Raw genomic sequence first — 23,449 nt, forward strand, 5'->3', positions numbered from 1 at the left:
ATTGCGCCAGATCGGCCAGATCTTTTCGAGGCGATACGCAGCCTCAGGCGGGTATCGCGACGGCGCTGCGCACCCGGCTGCTCGCCGCGTAGGCAGCCATGGTCAATTCACGCTCCATCGATCTGCCGGGTTCTAAACTCCCAGCCCGCGTGCCACGAGCGTGATCACGATTGTCAGGATCGCGCCCCAGACTAGGCTCAGCGTCATGGTCAGGATCGTCGTCGTGACCGCCTGCTCCAGATTTCCCTTGAGGAGCTGCATGCTACTTGTCCGTGCCAGGCGCGACGCCGATGCGCAGGCCGAGCAGCAATGCACCCATCACCGCAACCAGGATGGCGATCTTGAGCTCGATCATGTCCGCAGCCTTGTCGCCGCGCGGGCCAGGAGCCGCCTCGCGCCCTCCGCCAGCGCAATCAGCGGATTGCCGCGGTTCTCGATATCGAGCTCGAAGGTCTCGGCGGGAAACACCAGCGCGCATCTTGCGGGCCCACTCTGCCGGTTGGCGAAATCGACCGCTGCGCTCCTGAACAGGAAGAGACCGCCGATGCGTCCATTCGCCTCGCGGGCGACCCAGAGGCCGGCGCCGTTGCGCCCAATGAAGAAGGCGGGGATGGCGGGGCTTATGACATCCGGATCGATCGGCCTGAGCACCGCCGCGGACGGGGCCATTGTCGGTCGCTCGGGCTGGCGACGCGTGGCTTGAAGGGCGATCGCGGCCATGGCGGCTTCTTCACACATCTGCAAGGTCATGATGGTCTCCCATGCCGTCAGGCGTGGAGATGCCAGACATAGATCGCGGTCTTCAGCGCGATCAGCGCCGTGAGCACGCTGCCCATCGAGAGCAGGGTCAGTGCACTGAGTGCGAGGCCTTTGAGCTGCGCCTTGCGTTCCGGCGAGATCCGTGCGGGGCGTTCGGCCCAGCCAAGGGGGCGTTCAACGCCATGTGTCAGCATCGACATGTCGGCATTCCTTCGTCAGCATGGCGGTGGCCGGGGCCGCCGCAATCTGCCTCGGATGATGGCCATGAGCGCGTATGATTGCGAGATGAGCGCTGGGCTCGCGGCATAGGAATCTCATAAAGAAGCCGTCCGTCGCGATGGCAGTCCTCTAAAGAGATCCGGGCTCCGCTTGCGGCGAAGTTCGGATGGCGCGGGGCGCGAACCTGCGATCCCCAGGGCTGCCGCAAAGGCGAGCCGCAGCCGCGCCTCGTCAATTTGTTCGCAGAAGCGACCCAGAACCGCTTCGGCGTCCTCGCGCTGTCCATCGATGGCCGCGCAGAGCCGGGAGCTGGATCGACGGAAGAAGTGACAGGAACAGTCGGCGTTGCGGCGGCCGAGACGATCGAGTTCGCCGGCGAGAGCGGCGACATTCAGTCGGTCGCAATCTTCCCGCGTTACCGCGAAGCGCAGCAGCGCCAGCTGCCAGGCGCGGAGCAGCCTGTGAGGCCCTTCGATTGATTGCCGCATGGAGATACCCGGATGCCGTGCGACGCGTCAGGCGCCGACGCGGTCGATCAGCTCCTCGTCGGCGATCGCGGCGAATGCGCGTACCACTTCCCTCTGCGCGGCTGCGTCCAGCGGAACGATCGGAAGCCTTGTGGCGGGCGACATCAGGCCAAGCACGCCGAGTGCACATTTAAGTGCGGCCGGGCTCTCCTTCCCGAGGCAGGCGATCAAGGGGATCAGGCGCTTGTGCAGGTAGCGGGCGGATTGCAGCCGGCCCTGCCTGACATGTGAAAAAATCGTGCGGCAGAGATCCGGCGCGACGTTGGCAATCTCCGAGATCGCGCCATCGCCGCCGTCCGTGATGAAGCCGAAGGCGGTGGTGTCGTCGCCAGATAGACAGCGAAAGCCGGCAGGCAGGTGACGGGACAGGCGCATCGGGCGGGTGATGTCGCCGCTCGCATCGCGCAGGCCCACGAACCGGCGCGATTCGACGAGACGCAGAAGCGTCTCGTCGGCGAGCGGGCGCAGCGTGCGGGAGGGGGTGTCGTGCAGGATCACGGGCAGGCCGATCGCGCCGGCAATGGCACGGAAGTGCGCGAGCATTCCCTCCTGCATCGGCCTGTTGTAGGCAGGCACCACCGACATCACGGCATCGGCGCCGGCCGCTTCTGCCCGCCGTGCGAGTTCGATGGCGCGGCTCGTTGAATTCGACACAGCGCCGGCAATGATCCGCACGCGGCCGCGCGCGACATCGACCGCGGTGCGAATGATCAGCGCCTGCTCGGCCGACGAGAGCGTCGGCGCCTCGCCGGCGGTCTCGCACACCACCAGTGCGGGCACGCCGGCCGCGATCTGACGCTCGCAGAGCGCGGCGAACGCCTTCAGGTCGATCGCGTCGGCCGAATCGAACGGCGTCGGCAGGTCCGGTATGAACCCGGTGAACCAGGCGGAGGGTGGGATGAACATGTTTTTTTCCGAGGAGCTCAGACGGCGCGCTTGGGATCGGCGACATCGGGTTTCCTACCCATGTCGAGCTCGATCTCGCGTGGCAGCTCGATGATGGTCTCGGGGTGCTGTCCGTTTTCGAACAGCGCATATTTGATGGCCTGGGCGCGGTTGACGAACAGGCCACCGTAGAGGCCGTTCTGCTGCTGGGCGATCCACTGTCCCCTGTGGTTGCGGCCGATGAAGACGACGGTCGAGGGAGAGCTGCACGAGGGAGGTTCGACGAGTTTCACTTTCTTATTCCTTCCAATTGACGCGGGCGGCGGGTGCGTGTCCCGCGACCACCCGATCAATATCTTTTCAAGCGAATATGATTTCGAGTGAGGCTGCGCGACGATCTCATAGGAAGGTCATAAGGCCTGATGTTCAGGCCAGCGCGTCGACGACACGAACCAGCGCGAACAGCGCGCCGAAGGCGACGCCTTCGTCCCAATGATTGAGCACGGCACCGAACAGCGGCTCGCGCCTGACGAGGCCGGCGAGGGCACACAGGATGATCGACATCCAGAGCAGGGCGGCAAGGCTCCGTGCAAAGCCGACGCTGCCGAAAGCCGCAAAGGCGGCGAGCAGTGCGACGCGGACGCAAAAGCGCGCGATCACCCGGGTCGGGCTGAGGAACCGCGACATGTCCGAAGATTGCGGCAAGGCGCGAACCTCCGCTTGGCCTAGCTGAAATTCTCGCAGGCGACCGGCTGATAGAGCGGGTCAGGGGCGGGGCGCACGGTGGGAACGCTCGGTCGCGATACCTCCACGGCCAATGCCTGTACCTCGATGAAGGCCGACAGCAATGCCAGCGCGAGATCAGCATGCCGGGCTTCGACAGCGGCGTCGAGCCAGTCCGGCAATTCGCGCTCGCGCGACAGCGCGCAATGCCACTCGCCCTCGTCATAAGCGATACGGCGGACCTGCCACATCGGCAGCTCGAGCTCGATCAGCGCCAGCGCGGCGTCGGTCCAGGCCTCGGCATCGACCAGGCGCATGATATGTGCGCTGCGCTCGCTCCGTCCGAGCGACGGGAAGCGCCGGCAGGCCTGATCGATGATGTCGAGCATCAGCGGGCGGGTCATTGCCGGTGCCGCGCGAAGCTGCTGGTTGAGGGAAGGTGGGGCAAGGCGTCGGAGAACGGCGGTCATGTCAGGCCTCCTGGAATTGGCGTCGGTCAGTCGGCCGGCCTCTCCAAGATGGCTGGAAGCGCATTTGAAAACGAGATGGGGACGGGACGGGAGATATAGGGATTTCATAAGTGCACGAAATCTTCCGGATAAGAGCGACAGATCCCCGGCCGCCGTCGCCGCCGAAGGTCGAGGCTTATAGAAGCAGGGCTTTTTGAAAAGACCCTGGCCCTGGCCTGCCTTAACAACGGTAGTGAAAGCAACGTGGCTTGTGTCGCTGGGCTGCCTGCTCGGAACAGCCGCCCTGAATACAGTGTCGGTGCCACATAGCGGCCGGCTACGACGTGCCGGCCTTTATGAGATTCCTATAACTTCGCCATAGGCCTCGTCTCGAAAACCTATGCCGGTGGTGGCACTTCAACGCGGTCAAAAGTCCCGGCTGGTGCCGTGGAAATGCATTGCATTTCCTTCGTTCCACGCGCTCGCCGGACGCCTGAGAAACGGTTGCGTCCGACATAAAGCCGCAACGAGGAGCATTCCCATGATGGACATTCTGATGCTGGCGCTGGGCTTTGGCTTCTTCGCGCTCGCGATGGGCTACACCTACGCCTGCGAACGGCTGTGAGGGAGCGGACCATGACCTTCGATTATTCGCTCGCCGCCGTCGTCTCGCTCGGTCTCCTGTTCTACCTCACTTACGCGCTGCTGCGGCCCGAGCGGTTCTGACCCGTGCTGCTGCTTCTCGAATTGCTGCTCGCGGACGCCGCGCTCGTGGCGTGCCTGCTTACCCTGATCCTGCCGCTCCTGCGCAGGACAAACCTCCTAAAGGGTTGATTCCATGACCATGATCGGTTGGCTCCAGATCATTCTCTTTTGCGCGATTATCGTCGCGCTGACGAAACCGCTCGGCGGGTACATGACGGCTGTGTTCAACGGCGAGCGGACGTTCCTGTCGCCGGTGCTGCGGCCGATCGAGGCCGGCATCTACTGGTTCTCCGGCGTCGAGGAGAGACGCGAGCAGCATTGGCTGACCTACACGGTCTCGATGCTGCTGTTCCATGTCGGCGGCTTCCTGATCATCTACGGCGTGATGCGGCTTCAGGCGGTGTTGCCCTTCAACCCGGCCGGGCAGGGCGCGGTCGCCCAGGATCTCTCCTTCAACACCGCGATTTCCTTCATCACCAACACCAACTGGCAGAATTACGGCGGCGAGAGCACGGTATCCTATCTCGTGCAGATGCTCGGCCTGACGCACCAGAATTTCCTGTCGGCGGCCACCGGTATCGCGCTCGCGGTCGCGCTGATCCGCGGCTTCTCGCGAGCCTCGATGCGCACGATCGGCAATTTCTGGGTCGACGTCACCCGCACCACGCTCTACGTGCTGCTGCCGATCTGCGTCGTCTACACGCTGTTCCTGGTCTGGCAGGGCATTCCGCAGACGCTTGGGCCGTATGTCGAGGCGACGACGCTCGAGGGAGCCAAGCAGACCATCGCGGTCGGCCCGGTGGCCTCGCAGGTCGCGATCAAGATGCTCGGCACCAATGGCGGCGGTTTCTTCAACGCCAACGCCGCCCATCCGTTCGAGAATCCGACCGCGCTGTCGAACCTCGTGCAGATGCTCTCGATCTTCCTGATCGGCGCGGCCATGACCAATGTGTTCGGCCGCATGGTCGGCAACCAGCGCCAGGGCTGGGCGATCTTCGCGGTGATGGGCGTGCTGTTCATCGCCGGTGTCTCCATCACCTACTGGGCGGAAGCCAACGGCACCTCGATCATGCATGCGCTCGGCCTGACCGGCGGCAACATGGAGGGCAAGGAAGTCCGCTTCGGCATCGTTGCATCCTCGCTGTTCGCCGTGGTGACCACGGCTGCGTCCTGCGGCGCGGTCAACGCCATGCATGACAGCTTCACCGCGCTCGGCGGCATGATCCCGCTGATCAACATGCAACTCGGCGAAGTCATCATCGGCGGCGTCGGCGCCGGCCTCTATGGCATGCTGCTGTTCGTCGTGCTCGCGATCTTCGTCGCCGGCCTGATGGTCGGCCGCACACCGGAATATGTCGGCAAGAAGATCGAGGCGCGCGAAGTCAAGATGGCGATGCTCGCGATCCTGGTGCTGCCGCTGATGTATCTCGGCTGGACCGCGGTCAGCGTGGTCTATCCGGCGGCGGTCGCCTCCATGGCGAATGCCGGCCCGCATGGCTTCACCGAGGTGCTCTACGCGTTTACTTCGGCGACCGGCAACAACGGCTCGGCCTTTGCGGGCCTCACCGGCAACACGTTGTTCTACAACCTTACGCTCGCATCCGCGATGTTCGTCGGCCGGTTCTTCATGATCGTTCCGGCGATGGCGATTGCGGGCTCGCTGGCCGCCAAGAAGTCGATCCCGCCGTCGGCGGGCACGTTCCCGACCACGGGTGGGCTGTTCGTCGGCCTCGTCGTGGGCGTGATCCTGATCATCGGCGGCCTGACCTTCTTCCCGGCACTCGCGCTCGGCCCGATCGTCGAGCAACTCGCGATGAACGCCGGCAACGTCTTCTGATTGTTTGGAGTGACCTCCATGGATACGATGAAACTGCAAAAACGTGCCCCGATGTCGGCAATGCTCGATCCCAAGATCGTTCTGCCCGCGATCGGCGCGTCCTTCACCAAGCTCGACCCGCGGCTGATGATCAAGAACCCCGTGATGTTCGTGGTCGAGATCGTGGCTGCGCTCACCACGGTGATCTTCCTGCGCGACCTCGTCAGCGGCGGGGGAAACCTCGGCTTCACGTTCCAGATCATCCTCTGGCTCTGGTTCACGGTGCTGTTCGCCAACTTCGCCGAGGCTGTCGCCGAAGGCCGCGGCAAGGCGCAGGCGGAATCTCTGCGCAAGACCCGCACCGAGAGCCAGGCCAAGCTCCTGACCGGCGCCGGCCAGGCTTTCACGCTGGTGCCGGGCACCAGCCTGAAGGTCGGCGACATCGTGCTGGTCGAGGCCGGTGACGTCATCCCCTCCGACGGCGAGGTGATTGAAGGCGTTGCTTCCGTCAACGAGGCCGCCATCACCGGCGAATCCGCGCCCGTGATCCGCGAGTCCGGCGGCGACCGGTCGGCGGTGACCGGCGGCACGCAGGTGCTGTCCGACTGGATCCGTGTCCGCATCACGGCCGCGCAAGGCTCGACCTTCATCGACCGCATGATCAAGCTGGTCGAGGGTGCCGAGCGTGCAAAGACGCCGAACGAGATCGCGCTCAACATCCTGCTCGCCGGCCTCACCATCATCTTCGTGTTCGCCACAGTGACCATTCCGAGCTATGCGGCTTATGCTGGCGGCTCGATCTCGGTGGTCGTGCTGGTCGCACTGTTCGTGACGCTGATCCCGACCACGATCGGCGCGCTGCTATCGGCGATCGGTATCGCAGGCATGGACCGCCTGGTCCGCTTCAACGTGCTGGCGATGTCCGGCCGTGCGGTCGAGGCTGCCGGTGACGTCGACACGCTGCTGCTCGACAAGACCGGCACGATCACGCTCGGCAACCGCCAGGCGACCGCGTTCCGTCCGGTGCGCGGCGTCACCGAGCAGGAGCTCGCGGACGCAGCCCAGCTCGCCTCGCTTGCCGACGAGACGCCGGAAGGCCGCTCCATCGTCGTGCTAGCCAAGGAGAAATACGGCATCCGCGGTCGCGACATGGCCGAGCTTGGCGCGACCTTCATCCCGTTCACGGCGCAGACCCGCATGAGCGGCGTCGATGCCGGCGGTTCGTCGGTGCGCAAGGGCGCGGTCGATGCCATGCTCAACTATGTCGGCGGCGGTGCGCCGCTGGCCGTTGCCTCCGGCAACACCGCGCGCGCCATCCAACCTGCGGTGCTTTCCGACGTTGGCCGTGAAGTCCAGACCATTGCAGACGAGATCTCGAAAGCGGGCGGAACGCCGCTTGCGGTCGCCAAGGACGGCAAGCTGCTCGGCGTCATCCAGCTCAAGGACATCGTCAAGGGCGGCATCCGTGAGCGATTCGCCGAACTGCGCCGCATGGGCATCCGCACCATCATGATCACGGGCGACAACCCGATGACGGCCGCTGCGATCGCGGCGGAGGCGGGCGTCGATGATTTCCTCGCGCAGGCAACGCCTGAGGACAAGCTCAAGCTGATCCGCGACGAGCAGGCCAAGGGCAAGCTGGTCGCCATGTGCGGCGACGGCACCAACGACGCGCCGGCGCTTGCCCAGGCCGACGTCGGTGTCGCCATGAACACCGGCACCCAGGCCGCCCGCGAGGCCGGCAACATGGTGGACCTCGATTCCAACCCGACCAAGCTGATCGAGGTGGTCGAGATCGGCAAGCAGCTGCTGATGACACGCGGTGCGCTGACGACGTTCTCGATCGCCAACGACGTTGCAAAGTATTTTGCGATCATCCCGGCGATGTTCCTGGCGTTCTACCCGCAGCTCAACGTGCTCAACGTCATGAACCTGTCGAGCCCGCAGAGCGCCATCCTGTCGGCGATCATCTTCAACGCGCTGGTCATCATCGCGCTGATCCCGCTGGCGCTGAAAGGCGTCGCCTACCGCGCGGTCGGTGCCGGCGCATTGCTGAGGCGCAACCTCCTGATCTACGGCCTCGGCGGCATCGTGATTCCCTTCATCGGCATCAAGGCGATCGACCTCGTCGTCACCGCGTTGCATCTGGCTTGATCGTCGTCGCGGGGCGCACCGCGCCCCGCGCAATGACGAAAGATTTGGAGACCTAACATGCTCAGAGAAATTCGCCCGGCCATCGTCCTGCTGCTGGTGCTCACCGCCATCACCGGCCTGGCCTATCCGCTCGCAATGACCGCTATTGCCGGTGTGATCTTCCCCTCACAGGCGCAGGGCAGCCTGATCGAGCGGGACGGCAAGGTGATCGGCTCCGCCCTGATCGGGCAGGAGTTCAAGGACGACAAATATTTCCACGGTCGCCTCTCGGCGACTTTGGCGCCGGACCCGAATGATTCGACCAAGACGGTGTCGGCGCCCTACAACGCGGCCAACTCGGGCGGCTCCAATCTTGGCCCGACCAGCAAGGCGCTGGCTGACCGGCTTAAGGAGGATGTGGACAAGTTGAAGGCTGAAAATCCGAACGCCGCCGTGCCGGTCGACCTGGTCACCACCTCGGCCAGCGGCCTCGACCCGGACATCTCGCCGGAAGCGGCTGAATTTCAGGTGCCGCGGGTGGCGAAGGCGCGGAATATGCCAGACGATCAGGTCAAGCAGCTCGTGGCCTCCAACACCCAAGGTCGTCTGCTCGGCCTGATTGGCGAACCGCGGGTTAACGTTCTGGCACTGAACCTCGCGCTCGATCGCGCCACCGCGAAGTAGCGGTCTAGGCTGGGGGCGGGCGGATGATTATATTGGCCTGATGGTCCGAGAGCGCCGCGATGCCGAACAACGTCCGTCCCCTGAGGCGCTGCTTGAGGCCGCGCGCCGGGAGGAGAGCGCGAGCGGCAAGCTGAAGATCTTCGTCGGCGCCGCCCCCGGCGTCGGCAAGACCTACGAGATGCTGCAAAGCGCCCATGCCAGGCGCAAGGCGGGGATCGACGTGGTGGTCGGCTTTGTCGAGACCCATGGCCGCGCCGAGACCGAGGCGCTGGTGCGCGGGCTCGAGGTGGTGCCGCGCAAGAGGTTCGATTACCGCGGCCAGATCGTCGAGGAGATGGACCTCGATGCCGTGATCGCACGGCAGCCGAAAATCGCCCTGGTCGATGAGCTCGCCCACACCAATGCCGCCGGCAGCCGCCATCCCAAGCGCTATCTCGACGTCGAGGAGCTGCTGTCCCACGGTATCGACGTCTACACCGCCGTCAACATCCAGCATATCGAGAGCCTGAACGACGTCGTCGCCCAGATCACCCATGTGCGGGTGCGCGAGACCGTGCCGGACTCGGTGTTCGACCGCGCCGATGCGATCGAGTTGATCGACCTCACGCCCGACGATCTGATCCAGCGGCTGCGGGAGGGCAAGGTCTATGTGCCCAAGCAGGCCGAGCGGGCGCTGGAGCACTATTTCTCGCCCGGCAATCTGACCGCGCTGCGCGAGCTGGCACTGCGGCGTACGGCCGAGCGGGTCGACGAGCAGCTTCTCAATCACATGCAGGCGAACGCCATCGCCGGGCCCTGGGCCGCGGGTGAGCGCATCCTCGTTTGTGTCAGCGAGGATCCGCGCGCGGCCGGGCTCGTGCGCTATACGAAGCGGCTGGCCGACCGGCTGCATGCGCAATTCACCGCGATCTCGATCGAGACCCGGCGGTCGCTCCAGCTTTCGGACGAGGAGCGCGACCGTCTCGCCGATACGCTGCGGCTTGCCGAATCGCTGGGCGGTGAAGCGCTGACCATTCCCGCTGTCGGCCGCCGCATCGCCGACGACGTCATCAACTTCGCGCAAGGCAACAACGTCACCCAGATCGTGATCGGGAAATCGACGCGCTCGCGGTGGTTCGAACTGACGCGCGGCTCCGTCGTGCACGATCTCGTGCGCAGTGCCGGCAATATCAGCGTTCACGTCATTCCCGGCGATGAGCTCGCCGCCGAGCCGGCGCCGAAGACGGCGGTTCAGACGGCGGCACGCGCGGAGGCGTTTGATGCACGTCCCTATCTGAAGGCGCTCGGGATCGCCGCGCTCGGCCTTGCCGCAGCGGTCGCGATCAAGCCGTATTTCGGTATCGAAAACGTCGACCTGATGTTCCTGACCGCGGTCGTTGCCGTGGCTGTTCGCTACGGGTTGTGGCCGTCGCTCCTTGCGAGCGTCGCGGCGTCGCTGGCGTACAACTTCTTCTTCCTGCCGCCGGTCTACACCTTCACGATTACCGATCCGACCAATGTCGCGGCGTTCTTCTTTTTCATGTTGATCGCGTTCGTGGTATCGAACGTCGCCGGGCGGGTGCGCACGCAGGCGGACACCGCGCTCGGCCGCATCCGCACGACCGAGCAGCTCTATGCGTTCAGCCGCAAGCTCACGGGCACCGGCACGCTCGACGACGTGCTCTGGGCAACTGCCTATCAAACTGCGCTGATGCTGAAGGTCCGCGTGGTCCTGCTGCTGCCGGAGGAAGGGCTGCTCACGGTGAAGTCCGGCTATCCGCCCGAGGACCAGATCGACCAGGCCGATCTCGCCGCTGCCAATTGGGCCTGGAGCAACGATCTTCCCGCCGGCCGCGGCTCGGACACGCTGCCCGGCGCCAAGCGGCTGTTCCTGCCGATGCGCACCGGGCGTGGTCCGATCGGCGTCATCGGTATCGACAATGATCGCACCGGTCCGCTGCTGACCCCCGACCAGCGCCGGCTGCTCGATGCACTCGTCGACCAGGGCGCACTGGCAATCGAGCGCGTGCTGCTGGTCGAGGACGTGGATCGCGTCAAGCGCACCGTCGAATCCGAGCGGTTGCGCTCTGCGCTGCTGACCTCGATCTCGCACGATCTCAAGACGCCGCTCGCCTCCGTGCTTGGCGCGGCCTCGACCATGCGCGATCTTGCCGGTGCGCTCTCCGACACCGAGAAGCGCGATCTGCTCGCCACCGTGATCGACGAGTCCGAGCGCCTCAACCGCTTCATCGCCAATCTGCTCGACATGACAAAGCTCGAATCTGGCGCCATCGTGCCCAACGCCGCACTGCACGATCTCGGCGAGATCGTCGGCAGCGCGCTGCGGCGTGCGAGCAAGATATTGACGGCGCACAAGGTGGAACTGGTGCTGGCCGCCGATCTGCCGATGCTTCAACTTGATGCCGTGCTGTTCGAGCAAGTGCTGTTCAATCTGCTCGACAATGCCGCGAAATATTCGCTGCCCGATACAACGATCTCGATCCGCAGCCGGCGCGAGGGGAATCATGTTGTGCTGGAGATCGCCGACCAGGGTGGCGGTATTCCGCCTGACGAGCTCGAGAGCGTGTTCGACAAGTTCTATCGCGTGCAGAAGGGCGACCATGTCCGTCCCGGCACCGGGCTGGGGCTCGCCATCTCCCGCGGCTTCGTCGAGGCGATGCAGGGCACGATCTCGGCCGCCAACCGCGGCGACCGCAGCGGCGCGATCCTCACCATCCGGCTGCCGATTCCGGCACGGACCCACGCATTGGATACTGCCGCATGAGCGCCGCCCCGATCAAGGTTCTGGTCATCGACGACGAGCCGCCGATCCGAAAATTGCTGCGGATGGGGCTCTCGACGCAAGGCTACGAGATCCTGGAAGCGTCGAACGGAAAGACCGCGCTCGAGAAGCTCGCGGAAGAGCCCGCGCTGATCATTCTCGATCTCGGCCTGCCGGACATCCAGGGCCACGAATTGCTACGCACCATCCGCGGCCGCAACGAGGGCGTGCCGATCGTGGTGCTGTCGAGCCGCGGCGACGAGGCCGGCAAGGTGCAGGCGCTCGATCTCGGCGCCGACGATTATCTGACAAAGCCGTTCGGCATGGACGAGCTCCTGGCGCGCCTGCGCGCCGCGCTGCGCCACCAGCTTCAGGTGCAGGGCGAACGCCCGGTGTTCCGCACCGGCGATCTCTCGGTCGACCTCGTCCGCCGCATCGTCAAGGTCGGCGAGCGGGACGTCAAGCTGTCGCCGAAGGAATATGATCTCCTGCGCGTTTTGGTGCAGCACGCCGGCAAGGTGCTGACCCATCGCTTCCTGCTCAAGGAGCTCTGGGACGAACTGACGGACGCGCAATATCTGCGCGTCTACGTTCGTCAGCTCCGCCAGAAAATCGAAGCCGATCCGGAACGTCCGCAATATGTGCTGACGGAGACCGGGATCGGATACCGGCTGAAGGCGGGGGATTGATTCCCGCAGATCCTAGGACAACTGCATCAATGACGGAGTAATTTACCCAGCCTTCCTCTGCCGCGCCGTCGACCGGTGCGTCTTCTTCGCGCTGCGCTGGCGCCCGGTGGCGCGACGCGCATGGGACTTCGCCGCCGTCTTCTTCCCGCCGCGTCCCTTCAGGCTCTGCTTCAGCGCGTCCATCAGGCTGACGACGTTGCTCGGGCGCTCCTCGCGTTCCGGCAGCTCGATTGTCTTGCCGCTGGCCTTGCGCTTCACCAGCGCCTTCAGCGCGGTCTCGTACTCGTCCGTGAACTTGGTCGGGTCGAAATGCGCGGCCTTGGTATGCAGGATGTGGCCGGCGAGCTCGACCATGTCCTTGGTGATCTTGGGGCTCTTGATGTCGTCGAAGAACTGGTCCTCGTCGCGCAGCTCATAGGGGAACCGCAACGTGGTGCCGAGCAGGCCCTTGCCGAGCGGTTCGATCGCGATGATGTGCTCGCGGTTGGTGAGCACGATCTTGGCGAGCGCCACGCGGTCCTGGTCCTTCATGGCGTCGCGGATCACGGCAAAAGCATCGATCGCAGCCTTGCCGTCGGGCGCGATATAATAGGGATGATTGAGATAGCGCTGGTCGATCTCGTCGCTCGGCACGAAACTCTCGATGTCGATGGTGTGGTTGCTTTCGATCTGGACCGCCTCGAGCTCCTCCGGCTCGATCTCGACATATTTGCCCTTGCGCAGCTCGTAGCCGCGCCCCTTCTGGTCGCTCTCGACCACGTCACCGGTCTCTGAGTCCACCATCTGCTGCTTGAGACGGTTTCCGGTCTCGCGGTTGATCATGTGAAACCGCGTCTTCTCGGCCGCAGTGGTCGCCGGATAAAGCACGACCGGGCAACTGACCAGCGAGAGCTTCAACGTTCCCTTCCAATAGGCGCGCGGGGCCATTCCGTTCTCCAGTGATTTCAAGGCCTTTTGGAACCCCAACCGCCCCATAGGGTTTTGGTTCCGGGCGGGACTTTTGTCGTGATAGGCTTCAACGCGATTAGAGAATGCGGGACCGGTCGTGCTGCGAAAACTCTCCACCTACCGACAGAAGCGTGATTTCGAGAAGACACCGGAGCCGTCGGGCAAGACCGCGGTGGCGACATCGACGCAGCGGCGCTTCGTGATCCAGAAGCACGATGCGACCCGGCTGCACTATGATCTGCGGCTCGAGTTCGACGGCGTGTTCAAATCGTGGGCGGTGACCAAGGGACCCTCGCTGGATCCGCATGACAAGCGGCTGGCGGTCGAGGTCGAAGATCATCCGCTCGACTATGGCGATTTCGAAGGCACGATTCCGGAAGGGCAGTATGGCGGCGGCACGGTCATGCTCTGGGACCGCGGCACCTGGGAGTCCGAGGATCCCGAGCGCGGCTTCCAGAAGGGCGACCTCAAGTTCACGCTCCACGGCGACAAGCTGCATGGAAGCTGGGTGCTGGTGCGGATGAGGCATGACCGCAACGGCGACAAGCGCACCAACTGGCTCCTGATCAAGCATCGCGACGAATATGCCAGCGAGAGCGACGACATTCTCAGCGAGGACAAGTCGGTGGCCTCCGGCCGCGCGATGGCAGAGATCGCCGATGGCAAGGGCCGCGCGCCAAAGCCGTTCATGCTGGCGAAGGGCGCCAAGGCCAAGGCCGATGCGGTCTGGCAGTCCAATCGAGCCGAGGAGCCGAAAGGGCGCACGGTCAGGCCGGCGCCCGGTGCGGCGTTGAAGCGCGGGAAGGAAGCAAAAAAGAAGGCGACGACTGCGACAAACGCGAAAAAAGTCTCGGAGATGCCGGACTTCGTCGCGCCGCAGCTCTGCACCTCGGTCGAGCGGCCGCCTTCGGCCGATGGCTGGTGCCACGAGATCAAGTTCGACGGCTACCGCGTCCAGCTCCGCGTCGAGGACGGGGAGGCGACGTTGAAGACGCGCAAGGGTCTCGACTGGACCGACAAGTTCGCGGCGATCGCGAAGGAGGCTGGCGAGCTTCCCGACGTCATGATTGACGGCGAGATCGTCGCGCTCGACCACAACGGCGCGCCGAATTTCTCCTCGCTCCAGGCCGCGCTGTCGGACGGCAAGACCGGGGACCTGATCTTCTTTGCCTTCGACCTCCTGTTCGCCGAGGGGCTCGATTGCCGGCGCCTGCCACTCGGCGAGCGGAAGGACCGCCTCAGGGAGCTCCTGGAAGCAGGCAGGAAGAAATCGAGCCAGATCCGCTATGTCGAGCATTTCGAGAGCGGCGGCGATGCCGTGCTGCAATCGGCCTGCAAGCTCGAGCTCGAAGGCGTGGTGTCGAAGAAGCTCGACGCGCCTTATCGGTCGGGGCGAACAGAAAGCTGGACCAAGGCCAAATGCCGCGCCGGCCATGAGGTCGTGATCGGCGGCTACAAGACCACCAACGGGAAATTCCGCTCGCTGATGGCGGGCGTGCATCGCGGCGATCATCTCGCCTTTGTCGGCATGGTCGGCACCGGCTTCGGCGCGGACACGGTCAAGCGCATCATGCCGTCCTTGAAGGCCATGGAGGCCAAGGCAAACCCGTTCGGCGGCAAGAACGCTCCGAAGAAGACGCGAGACGTGCACTGGCTGAAGCCGGAGCTTGTCGCCGAGATCGAGTTCGCCGGGTTCACCGCCGACGGCAATATCCGCCAGGCCGCCTTCAAGGGCCTGCGGCAGGACAAGCCGGCCGCGGAGGTCGAGGCGGAAACACCTGCCGATATCGAGCTCGCAAAACCCTCGGCCAGGAAACGCGTTGCGCCGAAGACAGCCAAGCGGTCGAAGGATGCCGGCACTGCCGAGGTCATGGGCGTCGTCATTTCGAAGCCGGACAAGGAGCTGTGGCAGGATGGCGGGGACGGCGAGGGCGTCACAAAACTCGATCTCGCGCGCTACTTCGAGGCGGTTGGATCCTGGATGATCGAGCATATCAAGGGCCGGCCGTGTTCGATCGTGCGTGCGCCTGACGGCATTGGTGGTGAAAAATTCTTCCAGCGCCATGCCATGCAGGGCACCTCGAACCTGCTTGAGCTCGCGAAAGTCTCGGGCGATCGCAAGCCGTATTTGCAGATCGATCGCGTCGAGGGGCTTGCCGCGGTCGCGCAAATCGGCGGCGTCGAGCTGCATCCCTGGAATTGCGCCCCGAACGCCTACGATACGCCGGGCCGGCTGGTGTTCGATCTCGATCCAGCGCCGGACGTCAAATTTGCCGATGTGGTGGAAGCAGCCAAGGAGATGCGCCAGCGGCTCACCGATGTCGGCATGGAGAGCTTCTGCAAGACCACCGGCGGCAAGGGCCTGCACGTCGTGGTGCCGCTGCTCCATGGCGCACGCGACAAGGTGAGCTGGAAGGAGGCCAAGGCGTTCGCGCAAGGCGTTTGCCAGTGGATGGCCGACGGCGATCCCGAACGCTATCTGCTCAACATGTCGAAGAAGCTGCGCAACGGAAAGATCTTTCTGGACTATTTGCGCAATGACCGCATGTCGACGGCGGTGGCGCCGCTGTCGCCGCGCGCGCGAGATGGTGCGACCGTGTCGATGCCCATGACATGGGCGCAGGTGAAGGCTGATCTCGATCCGAAGCGGTACACGGTGCGGACAGTGCCGGGCCTGCTGGCGCGATCGAAGGCCTGGGATGGCTATGACGATGCGGCCGCGTCGATCAAGGCCGCGATGAAGAAGCTTGCGGGGAAAATGAAATAGGGTGGGCAACGCGAAGCGTGCCCACCCTCTTTCTCACTGCGGCGAAGAGGTGGGCACGGCGCGTTGCGCCTTTGCCCACCCTGCGAAGCCGCCACTAGATCCGTCCCAGCAACAGCAGGATCAGCAGGATGACGATGACGAGCCCGAGTCCGCCGCCGCCGTAATAGCCGGTGCCGTAAAACGGACCGCCGCCGATGCCGCTGAAGCCGCCGAGCAGCGCGATAACCAAAATGATCAGAATGATCGTACCGATAGACATGCGAGTCTCCTCCAGCCCTTTGTTGAAAGGGTCGTTTGCAACCTGTCCCGTGGTGCGAGGGCAACTTGCCGCAGGTTTTAATGTTCCAACTTTGAAACACGGCGAGCGGGCCCAACTTGCATGGAACCTTTGCCTGTCCAGCCGGCATGACTATGTGAGGATCAAGTCACCACAGGGCAGGGCCATGTCAGCACCACTTGTCGTCTCCATTCCGCATCGTCTCGGCCGCGAGGAAGCCGTGCGCCGGCTCAAGACCGGCCTGGGCCGCGCCGCAGCCAGCATTCCCGTGATGCAGGTCGAGGAGGAGCGCTGGAACGGCGACAGCATGAATTTTCGCGTCCGCGCGCTCGGACAGATCGCCAGCGGCCAGGTCGATGTCGCCGACGATCATGTCAAGGTGCAGGTGGTGCTGCCGTGGTTGTTGCAGCGCTTTGCCGAGATGGCGCAGGCGACCATCCGCAAGCGCGGGCAGCTTCTGCTCACCAAGGACGAAGGAAAGTAGGCGTCAGGTACGAGCGCGCTGTTGCCTGGGCCTCGCCGCGCTGGCGGCGCGTGCTTCGATGGCCGCAGCAGGAAAATCGCGGAAAGCTTGCGCGAGCGGCAATTCATTGCCGGCAATGCCCGGCGCGGTGTAGCCGGTGATGTCGATCGTCGCGTCAACAGCCTCGAACGCGGGCCATTGTCGGCCCTCTTGCGTGAACGGCGCAAACTGGCGTCCGATCACGACGATCGCAGCCGCGCGGCCGTGTCGACGGGCAAACGCAATGACATGGTCGGCGTGCGCGCCCCGGACCTCCAGCGGCTGATAATCGCCCTGCGCGAAGACATCGGCGAGTTCGTTGCGCAGTTTGAGCAGCTGCCGCGTCCAGGCCAGCTTGAGCTGGCCGTCCGGCCAGGTCTTGATCAGCCCGCGCCAGTCCGGTGTTTCCAGTGACGTCAGCGCCGTCTGCCGCGCGGCAAAGTCCACCGGGCGGCGGTTGTCGGGATCGACCAGCGACATGTCCCAGAATTCAGTGCCCTGGTAGAAGTCGGGTACGCCCGGCTGTGTCGCCTTGAGCGTGAGCTGGCTCAGCGAATTCAAGGCGCCGAGCAGCGCGACGCGGCGTGCCAGGGTTTGCAGCGCCTCCAGGAACTCGCTGGATTGCGCGGGATCGAGGATCTTCTCGAGGAAGCTCTCGACGCCGCTCTCATAGGGCTCGTGCGGGTTGAGCCAGCTCGTCTCCTCCTTGCCCTCGCGCGCGGCCTTGAGCGCATAGGCCTGGATGCGCTCAACGAAGCCGGCATGGGCCGTCTCCCCAAGCGACCAGGCGCCGAGCAGGGTCTGGTAGAGCATGTATTCGAACGTCGCCGACGGGGCGCGCAGACTGCCGTTGAGCGCGAGGTGCGGCGCGTTCAGGACTTTCCAGCGTGCCACGGCGCTGGTCCATTCGCCGGGAATCTCGCTGAGCGCCGCGATCCGCGCGCGGGCATCCTCGCCGCGCTTGGTGTCGTGGGTCGCGGTCGCCGTCATCCCTTGCGGCCATTCCTTGGCGCGCGCTCGCATGGCCTCGTGGAAGGCAGGTATCGTGATGCCGTTGCTCGCGGGATCGCCGCCGACCTCGTTCAGGGCGAGCAGCCGGTGGAATTGATAGAAGGCGGTGTCCTCCAGCGACTTCGCCATCATCGGTCCCGTGAACTGCTGCACCTTCAGCGCGAAACGGCGCACCCGCGGGGCGCTGTGCGGAGGACGGCCGCGCTTGAGCAGGTCCATGGTCAGTGCGTCGCGCAGGAAGTCGAAAATACCGTCGTCCGCGGCGAACCATTCCGAGCGGGCGCGCGCGATGGTATCGTCGATCAGCTTGCGGTCGAGGGCAGTCGGGCCGCTATGCGTCAAATAGGTGCGATAGACCGGGAAGTGCAGCACATAGAGTTCGAGCGCCTGCCGCAGGCTGTCGGCGGAAAAGTCGCGGGTCGAGTAGTGGCCGTTGGCGATGCGCGCGAGCAGGCGGGTCAGCACGGTGAATTCGCTGGTCAGCAGCGTCTCCAGCACGCGCCGCTTGGCATCCTTGACGTAAGGCGCCAGCCGCGGCGGGCGGTTGCTGATCTGCCGCCAGGTCTCGTTCAGCGCCTCCAGCCCTTTCGCGTCGACCAGGACCTGGGTGATGACGTTCATCCACTCATAGCCCGTGGTGCCCTGAACGCCGGCGAAGTGCGGCAGGCGCTCGTGCTCGCACAATATTTTTTCGATCACGGTGTAGAACGGTTTGATGTTGCCTTGCGCGTCGCGCACCAGCCGGCGCAGCCGCTGGCAATATTGTGCGGGATCGCGCAGGCCGTCGATGTGATCGAGGCGGATGCCCTGCAGCTTGCCGTCGGCAATGAGCTGCTTCACCAGCCGGTGCGTGGCGGCGAACGTGCTGGGGTCCTCGACGCGCAGGCCCGCAAGTCCGTTGACGTCGAAGAAGCGGCGATAATTGATGTCGCTGGAGGCAAGCCGCCAGTGCCCAAGCTTGTAGTGCTGGCGCTCGAGCAGATGATGCAGCGCCAGCGTCTGCGCCGGACGATCTTTGGCGGAACGATAGGCGGCGAGGCCGCGTACCATGATGTCGGCGCTGCCCGCGATCTCCTTGAGCTCCGCCTTGAAGCCGGGCGCTTCCTTGCGGTTGGGGCGACGCAACCCCGTGTAGCGGGCCGCGAGCGCGAGCAGGCGCTTGCCGGCCTCCGTCTCGGCGGCGTTGGCTTCCTTCACGATCACGCGCAACAATTCGCCATAGCGTTCCGGCGCGATCGGCAGGCGATGCTCGAAATACCAGGCGGAAAAACTGCCTTCGTCGGGATCGTAGTGCAGCTCGATCTCGCCGCGCTCAAGCGCCTCGCCATAGGGCGAGCCGAGGATCGGCAGCAGCACGCCGCCGCGGGCGCGAAAGGCCAGTTGATCCCAATCGATGTCGAAGGAAACCGCATGCGGCGAGGCCTGCCCCCATTCCAGCACGTCCAGCCACCAGGGATTGTCGGCGAAGTGCACGCCGACATGGTTCGGCACGAAGTCGATGATGAGGCCGAGGTCGTGCTGCTTGAGGGCGTCGCTCAGCCGAGCAAAGCCGGCCTCGCCGCCGAGCTCGGGATTGAACCGGCTGTGGTCGACGGTATCGTAGCCGTGGGTCGAGCCCTTGCGCGCCTTCATCACCGGCGAGGCGTAGAGATGGGTGATCCCCAGCGCCTTGAGATAGGGAACAACTGCCGAGGCCTTGTCGAAGTCAAAATCCGCGGTGAGCTGAAGCCGATAGGTCGCAAGCGGAATGGCAGGAGGCATGCTAACCTCCGAGATGCCAGATCACCGACCAGGGCGGGAGCCGATCGCCGCCGGCAGAGCCCCAGATGGGCGTGCCTCCAACGTCGCCGGGACGTGCGATGTCCTTGTCCGAGAGATTGGCGACGAGCCGCAACGTCGCGCCGTCGCCCATGCGCCAATGCGCGGTGAGGAGGCCGCTATCGGCCGTCTCGGCATCGCCGAACCGCGCACCTTTCAGCCGCGGTGCGATCTCCTTGTGACGGAGCGCGAGCAGCTCCCGCACCAGCGCGAGCCGTGCATCCTGCTCCGGCGTGTGGCCGGTCCAATCCAGAACGGCCGATTGCAGCGTGGCAGGATCGAGCGGGTCGGGCACCTCGTCGCCGTACTTCTCGTAGGCCCAGGCATATTCCTGCTTGCGACCCTTGCGCACGGCTTCGGCAAGGCCACCCTGGAAATCGCAGAAGAACGGGAAGGGCACGGTCGAGCCCCATTCCTCGCCCTGAAACAGCATCGGCACCATCGGTGCGAGCAGGGTGACCGCGAGCGCGGCTTCGATCTGCTGCGGCGATGCCAGGCTCTCGAGCCGATCGCCCAGTGGGCGATTACCGATCTGGTCGTGGTTTTGCAGGAAGTTGACGAAGGCCGCCGGCGGCAGCTCGCCGCTCGCCTCGCCGCGCGGCTTCTTGCCCCAGAATTCCGAGATCTCGCCCTGGTAGACGAAGCCTGACGCGAGCGCGCGCGCAAGATCCATGCGCGGGGTCTGGTAGTCGGCGTAGTAGCCGGCGAGCTCACCGGTCAGCATCACGTGCCAGACGTGGTGATAGTCGTCGTTCCACTGCCCGCGATATTTGCCATTGGGTGGATCCTGCGCGGCATCGAGCAGGCTGGCGCGGTTGTCGCCGTTCTCCAGCACGAGATGGATGTGGCGCCCCGTGGCCTTGGCGAGCTCGCCGGCGGCGACACTGAGGTCCTGCAACATCGACTGCTCGCCCGGGATCGCCATGATGTGATTGGCGGCATCGAGTCTCAGGCCGTCGAAGCGGTAGTCGGAGAGCCAGGATAGCGCGTTCTCGACTGCGAAGGCCCGGACCTGCGGCACGCGATAATCGATCGCGCTGCCCCAGGGCGTGTGCGCATCGGTGAAGAAGGCCGGCGCATAGCGGCCGAGATAATTCCCTTCGGGACCGAAATGATTGTAGACGACGTCGAGGAACACCATCAGCCCGCGCAGATGGGCCTCGTCGATCAGGGTCTTCAGGTCCTCCGGCCGGCCATAGGCGCTGTCGGGCGCGTACCAGAGCACGCCGTCATAGCCCCAGCCGCGGCGGCCCGCGAAATCGGCCAGCGGCATCAATTCCAGCGCAGTGATCCCGGTCGCAACGAGATGATCGAGCTTGTCGATCACGGCGCGGTAGGTGCCCTCAGGCGTGAAGGTGCCGACATGGGTCTCGATCAGCACCGTCTCTTCCCAGGGACGTCCGCGCCAATCACGTGCGCGCCACGCGAAGGCATCATGATCGAGGACTTCGCTCGGGCCAAAAACGTCTTCCGGCTGGAAGGCGGATGCGGGATCGGGCACGTCGATCTCGTCGTCGATCCTGAACTTGTAGGGACTGCCGACGGGTAGCCCGGCAATCTCGGCGACATACCAGCCATCCTGCCGGCGCTGCATCGCGTGCCTCCTGTCGAGCAGGAGATCGACTCGCCGAGCACCGGGTGCCCACAGGCGGAACGACACGCCGTCCTTGGTCGGCCTCGCCCCGAAGGATGGTCTCATAGCGCCCCCGCGAAGGCGAGCACGGAGCGCGGCGGCGCCTTGTTGTCGCTTCCGGGCAGAAAATCAACACGGTTCAGCCTGGCATCGGTGGTGTTCAGGATCTGCTGCCAGCTCTTGTATTCGGCCATTTTGGGCAATTTGAATGCGATCTCTTCGGGGGCGGCGTTCAGTACGATAAAGATCGCGGCGCTGCCCGGTTCCATCGGCCCCATCACATAGGAGAGGAACCGCCCTTCCGGGAATTTCCAGTCGCTCTCCGTCATCTCGTCGCCGCCGGGCGTCAGCCACAGCGCGCCGTAGGAGAGGCCGTCCGCAGGCCGCCCGTCGAGCCAGCGATGACTGCGAAGCTGCGAGAACCGGCGACGGATGTCGGCGAGCTCGGCGACGAAATCGACCATGTCGTCGCCGTCCTTGCCGAGATTGTCCCAGCCGACCCAGCCTACCTCGTTGTCCTGGCAATACGCGTTGTTGTTGCCGGACTGCGAGTTGCCAACCTCGTCACCCGCAAGGATCAGCGGAACGCCTTGCGCCAGCATCAGGCAGGCCAGCACGTTCTTGCGAAGCTGCCGCCGCAGCCCGAGAATCTCGGGATCGTCGGTCGGACCCTCGACACCGCAATTGTTGCTGTGGTTGTCGCTGGAGCCGTCGCGATTGTCCTCGCCATTGGCCTCGTTGTGCTTCTCGTTGTAGCTGAAGAGGTCGGCGAGCGTGAAGCCGTCATGCACGGTGATGTGGTTGATGCTGGCGCGCGGCCGCCGTCCGTCATGGTTGAACAGGTCGGATGAGGCCGTCATGCGGCTGGAGATGTCGCCGATCAGGCTGCCTTCGCCGCTCCAGTAGCGGCGCATGGCGCTGCGATACCGATCGTTCCACTCCGACCATTGTGAAGGGAATGCGCCGACCTGGTAGCCGCCGAGCCCGAGATCCCAGGGTTCGGCGACGAGCTTGACCGCCGCCAGCACAGGGTCCTGCCGGATTGCGGTCAGGAACGAGCTGCCGCGATCATAGCCGTTCGGTCCGCGCGCGAGCGTGGTGGCGAGGTCGAAGCGGAAGCCGTCGACATGGCAGACCTCGACCCAGTAGCGCAGCGAATCCATCACCATCTGGAGCACGCGCGGATGGGTGAGGTTCACCGACGAGCCGCAGCCGGTGAAGTCGTCATAATAGCGCGGGTTCTCGCGGTTCAGCCAGTAATAGGAGGCATTGTCGATGCCGCGGTAGCACAGGGTCGGACCGAGGTGATTGCCTTCGGCCGTGTGGTTATAGACGACGTCGAGCATCACCTCGATGCCGGCATCGTGCAGGCGCGCGACCGTGGTGCGGAAGGAATCGAGCGCATTGTCCTGGGCATAGCGCGGCTCGGGCGCGAAGAAGGACAGCGTGTTGTAGCCCCAGTAGTTGGCGAGCTTCTTCTCGACCAGAATGCGGTCGTCGATGAAGCTGTGGATCGGAAGCAGCTCGACGGTGGTGACGCCGAGCGTTCTCAAATGCTCGATCATCGCCGGCGACGACAGGCCGCCGTAGGTGCCGCGCAAATTCGGCGGCACGTCGTCACGCTTCTGCGTCAGACCCTTGACGTGGGCCTCGTAGATGATGGTGTCTTCCCAGGGAATGTTGGGCCGGATCTCGCGACGGCCCCAGTTGAAGGTCTCGTCGACGACGACGGCCTTGGGCATGCCGCGCGCGTTGTCGCGCCGGTCGAAGGAGAGGTCCTCGCGCGGTGAGCCGGTGCGATAGGCGAAATGGGCATCGCTCCAGACCAGCCGCCCCGCGAGCCGCTTGGCATAGGGGTCGAGCAGCAGCTTGTTGGCGTTGAAGCGGTGGCCGTGCTCGGGCTCGTAGGGGCCGTGCACGCGATAGCCGTAGAGCTGGCCCGGCGAGATGTCGTTGAGATAGCCGTGCCAGACGTCTTCGGTCCGCTCGGGTAGCTCGATGCGCTCGAGCTCGCGCCTTCCTTGCGTGTCGAACAGGCACAGCTCGACCTTCTGCGCGTTGGCGGAGAACAACGCGAAATTGGTGCCGCGTCCGTCCCAGCTTGCACCGAGGCGTGCGGGCGATCCAGCAGTCAGGCGCATCG

At 64.8% G+C, this 23,449-nt stretch carries 22 protein-coding genes; 9 read left to right on the top strand and 13 right to left on the bottom strand.

The genetic code is table 11. The features are described 5' to 3' along the window. Positions 1–132: 132 nt before the first annotated feature. From JQ627_RS39530 to JQ627_RS16595, 8 genes are all read right to left on the bottom strand, one after another. Positions 133–261, bottom strand: coding sequence for a hypothetical protein (locus tag JQ627_RS39530; RefSeq protein ID WP_014492765.1), 129 nt, complete (start codon positions 259–261; stop codon positions 133–135). Between the two features lie 90 nt (positions 262–351). Then, entirely contained in the window at positions 352–750 is a 399-nt protein-coding gene (locus JQ627_RS16565) for a hypothetical protein (RefSeq protein ID WP_212485232.1), read from the bottom strand. Positions 751–767: 17 nt separating this feature from the next. Next, positions 768–959, bottom strand: coding sequence for a hypothetical protein (locus JQ627_RS16570; RefSeq protein WP_212485233.1), 192 nt, complete (start codon positions 957–959; stop codon positions 768–770). Positions 960–1,073: 114 nt separating this feature from the next. Continuing rightward, on the bottom strand, positions 1,074–1,466 hold the full coding sequence (locus JQ627_RS16575) for a hypothetical protein (protein ID WP_212485234.1): 393 nt from the start codon (positions 1,464–1,466) through the stop codon (positions 1,074–1,076). Between the two features lie 27 nt (positions 1,467–1,493). Next, positions 1,494–2,411 (bottom strand): 4-hydroxy-tetrahydrodipicolinate synthase, encoded by a 918-nt coding sequence (gene dapA / locus JQ627_RS16580; RefSeq protein ID WP_212485235.1) that lies wholly within the window; start codon positions 2,409–2,411, stop codon positions 1,494–1,496. 17 nt (positions 2,412–2,428) lie between these two features. After that, positions 2,429–2,683 carry a hypothetical protein gene (locus JQ627_RS16585; protein WP_212485236.1) on the bottom strand — a complete coding sequence of 85 codons (255 nt, stop codon included), beginning with the start codon at positions 2,681–2,683 and terminating at the stop codon, positions 2,429–2,431. 133 nt (positions 2,684–2,816) lie between these two features. Further along, positions 2,817–3,095 (bottom strand): hypothetical protein, encoded by a 279-nt coding sequence (locus tag JQ627_RS16590; protein ID WP_249143131.1) that lies wholly within the window; start codon positions 3,093–3,095, stop codon positions 2,817–2,819. A 20-nt stretch (positions 3,096–3,115) separates the two neighbouring features. Next, on the bottom strand, positions 3,116–3,583 hold the full coding sequence (locus JQ627_RS16595; RefSeq protein WP_212485237.1) for a hypothetical protein: 468 nt from the start codon (positions 3,581–3,583) through the stop codon (positions 3,116–3,118). Positions 3,584–3,962: 379 nt separating this feature from the next. On the opposite strand from JQ627_RS16595, the gene JQ627_RS16600 reads away from it, so the two are divergent. From JQ627_RS16600 to JQ627_RS16630, 7 genes are all read left to right on the top strand, one after another. Then, entirely contained in the window at positions 3,963–4,187 is a 225-nt protein-coding gene (locus JQ627_RS16600) for a hypothetical protein (protein WP_212485238.1), read from the top strand. A gap of 11 nt (positions 4,188–4,198) precedes the next feature. Then, a complete protein-coding gene (locus JQ627_RS16605; RefSeq protein ID WP_041953522.1) occupies positions 4,199–4,288 on the top strand; it encodes a K(+)-transporting ATPase subunit F in 90 nt (29 codons plus the stop codon). Between the two features lie 112 nt (positions 4,289–4,400). Beyond that, on the top strand, positions 4,401–6,104 hold the full coding sequence (kdpA, locus tag JQ627_RS16610; RefSeq protein ID WP_212485239.1) for a potassium-transporting ATPase subunit KdpA: 1,704 nt from the start codon (positions 4,401–4,403) through the stop codon (positions 6,102–6,104). A gap of 18 nt (positions 6,105–6,122) precedes the next feature. Further along, positions 6,123–8,237, top strand: a complete 2,115-nt coding sequence (gene kdpB / locus JQ627_RS16615) for a potassium-transporting ATPase subunit KdpB (protein WP_212485240.1) — start codon at positions 6,123–6,125, stop codon at positions 8,235–8,237. A 57-nt stretch (positions 8,238–8,294) separates the two neighbouring features. Further along, positions 8,295–8,900, top strand: coding sequence for a K(+)-transporting ATPase subunit C (locus JQ627_RS16620; RefSeq protein ID WP_212485241.1), 606 nt, complete (start codon positions 8,295–8,297; stop codon positions 8,898–8,900). A 40-nt stretch (positions 8,901–8,940) separates the two neighbouring features. Continuing rightward, positions 8,941–11,664, top strand: a complete 2,724-nt coding sequence (locus JQ627_RS16625) for a sensor histidine kinase KdpD (RefSeq protein WP_212485242.1) — start codon at positions 8,941–8,943, stop codon at positions 11,662–11,664. Further along, positions 11,661–12,350, top strand: coding sequence for a response regulator (locus JQ627_RS16630; protein WP_212485243.1), 690 nt, complete (start codon positions 11,661–11,663; stop codon positions 12,348–12,350). The genes JQ627_RS16625 and JQ627_RS16630 overlap by 4 nt, the downstream gene beginning before the upstream one ends. Positions 12,351–12,392: 42 nt before the next feature. Here the strand turns inward: JQ627_RS16630 and JQ627_RS16635 are convergent, their stop codons facing one another. Then, positions 12,393–13,277: a Ku protein gene (locus tag JQ627_RS16635; RefSeq protein WP_212485244.1), complete on the bottom strand. Its 885-nt coding sequence runs from the start codon at positions 13,275–13,277 to the stop codon at positions 12,393–12,395. Positions 13,278–13,395: 118 nt separating this feature from the next. Here JQ627_RS16635 and ligD point away from each other — a divergent pair, with 118 nt between their 5' ends. Further along, entirely contained in the window at positions 13,396–16,065 is a 2,670-nt protein-coding gene (gene ligD / locus JQ627_RS16640; RefSeq protein WP_212485245.1) for a DNA ligase D, read from the top strand. A gap of 94 nt (positions 16,066–16,159) precedes the next feature. Here ligD and JQ627_RS16645 read toward each other — a convergent pair whose 3' ends face one another. Then, the gene (locus JQ627_RS16645) at positions 16,160–16,324 is read right to left on the bottom strand and encodes a DUF3309 family protein (protein ID WP_007595743.1); all 165 of its coding nucleotides are present in this window, start codon (positions 16,322–16,324) and stop codon (positions 16,160–16,162) included. Between the two features lie 184 nt (positions 16,325–16,508). Between JQ627_RS16645 and JQ627_RS16650 the strand changes: the two genes are divergently transcribed. Next, a complete protein-coding gene (locus tag JQ627_RS16650) occupies positions 16,509–16,826 on the top strand; it encodes a polyhydroxyalkanoic acid system family protein (protein ID WP_212485246.1) in 318 nt (105 codons plus the stop codon). 3 nt (positions 16,827–16,829) lie between these two features. Here the strand turns inward: JQ627_RS16650 and treY are convergent, their stop codons facing one another. The 3 genes from treY to glgX are packed head-to-tail and all read right to left on the bottom strand — an operon-like array spanning position 16,830 to position 23,447. Further along, positions 16,830–19,616, bottom strand: a complete 2,787-nt coding sequence (treY, locus tag JQ627_RS16655) for a malto-oligosyltrehalose synthase (protein WP_212485247.1) — start codon at positions 19,614–19,616, stop codon at positions 16,830–16,832. A 1-nt stretch (position 19,617) separates the two neighbouring features. After that, complete coding sequence (gene treZ / locus JQ627_RS16660) at positions 19,618–21,372, bottom strand: malto-oligosyltrehalose trehalohydrolase (protein ID WP_212485248.1); 1,755 nt, start codon at positions 21,370–21,372, stop codon at positions 19,618–19,620. Beyond that, on the bottom strand, positions 21,369–23,447 hold the full coding sequence (glgX, locus tag JQ627_RS16665) for a glycogen debranching protein GlgX (protein WP_212485249.1): 2,079 nt from the start codon (positions 23,445–23,447) through the stop codon (positions 21,369–21,371). The genes treZ and glgX overlap by 4 nt, the downstream gene beginning before the upstream one ends. Positions 23,448–23,449 lie beyond the last annotated feature (2 nt).

The sequence above is a fragment of the Bradyrhizobium liaoningense genome, from assembly GCF_018130785.1.
Taxonomy (GTDB): domain Bacteria; phylum Pseudomonadota; class Alphaproteobacteria; order Rhizobiales; family Xanthobacteraceae; genus Bradyrhizobium; species Bradyrhizobium liaoningense_A.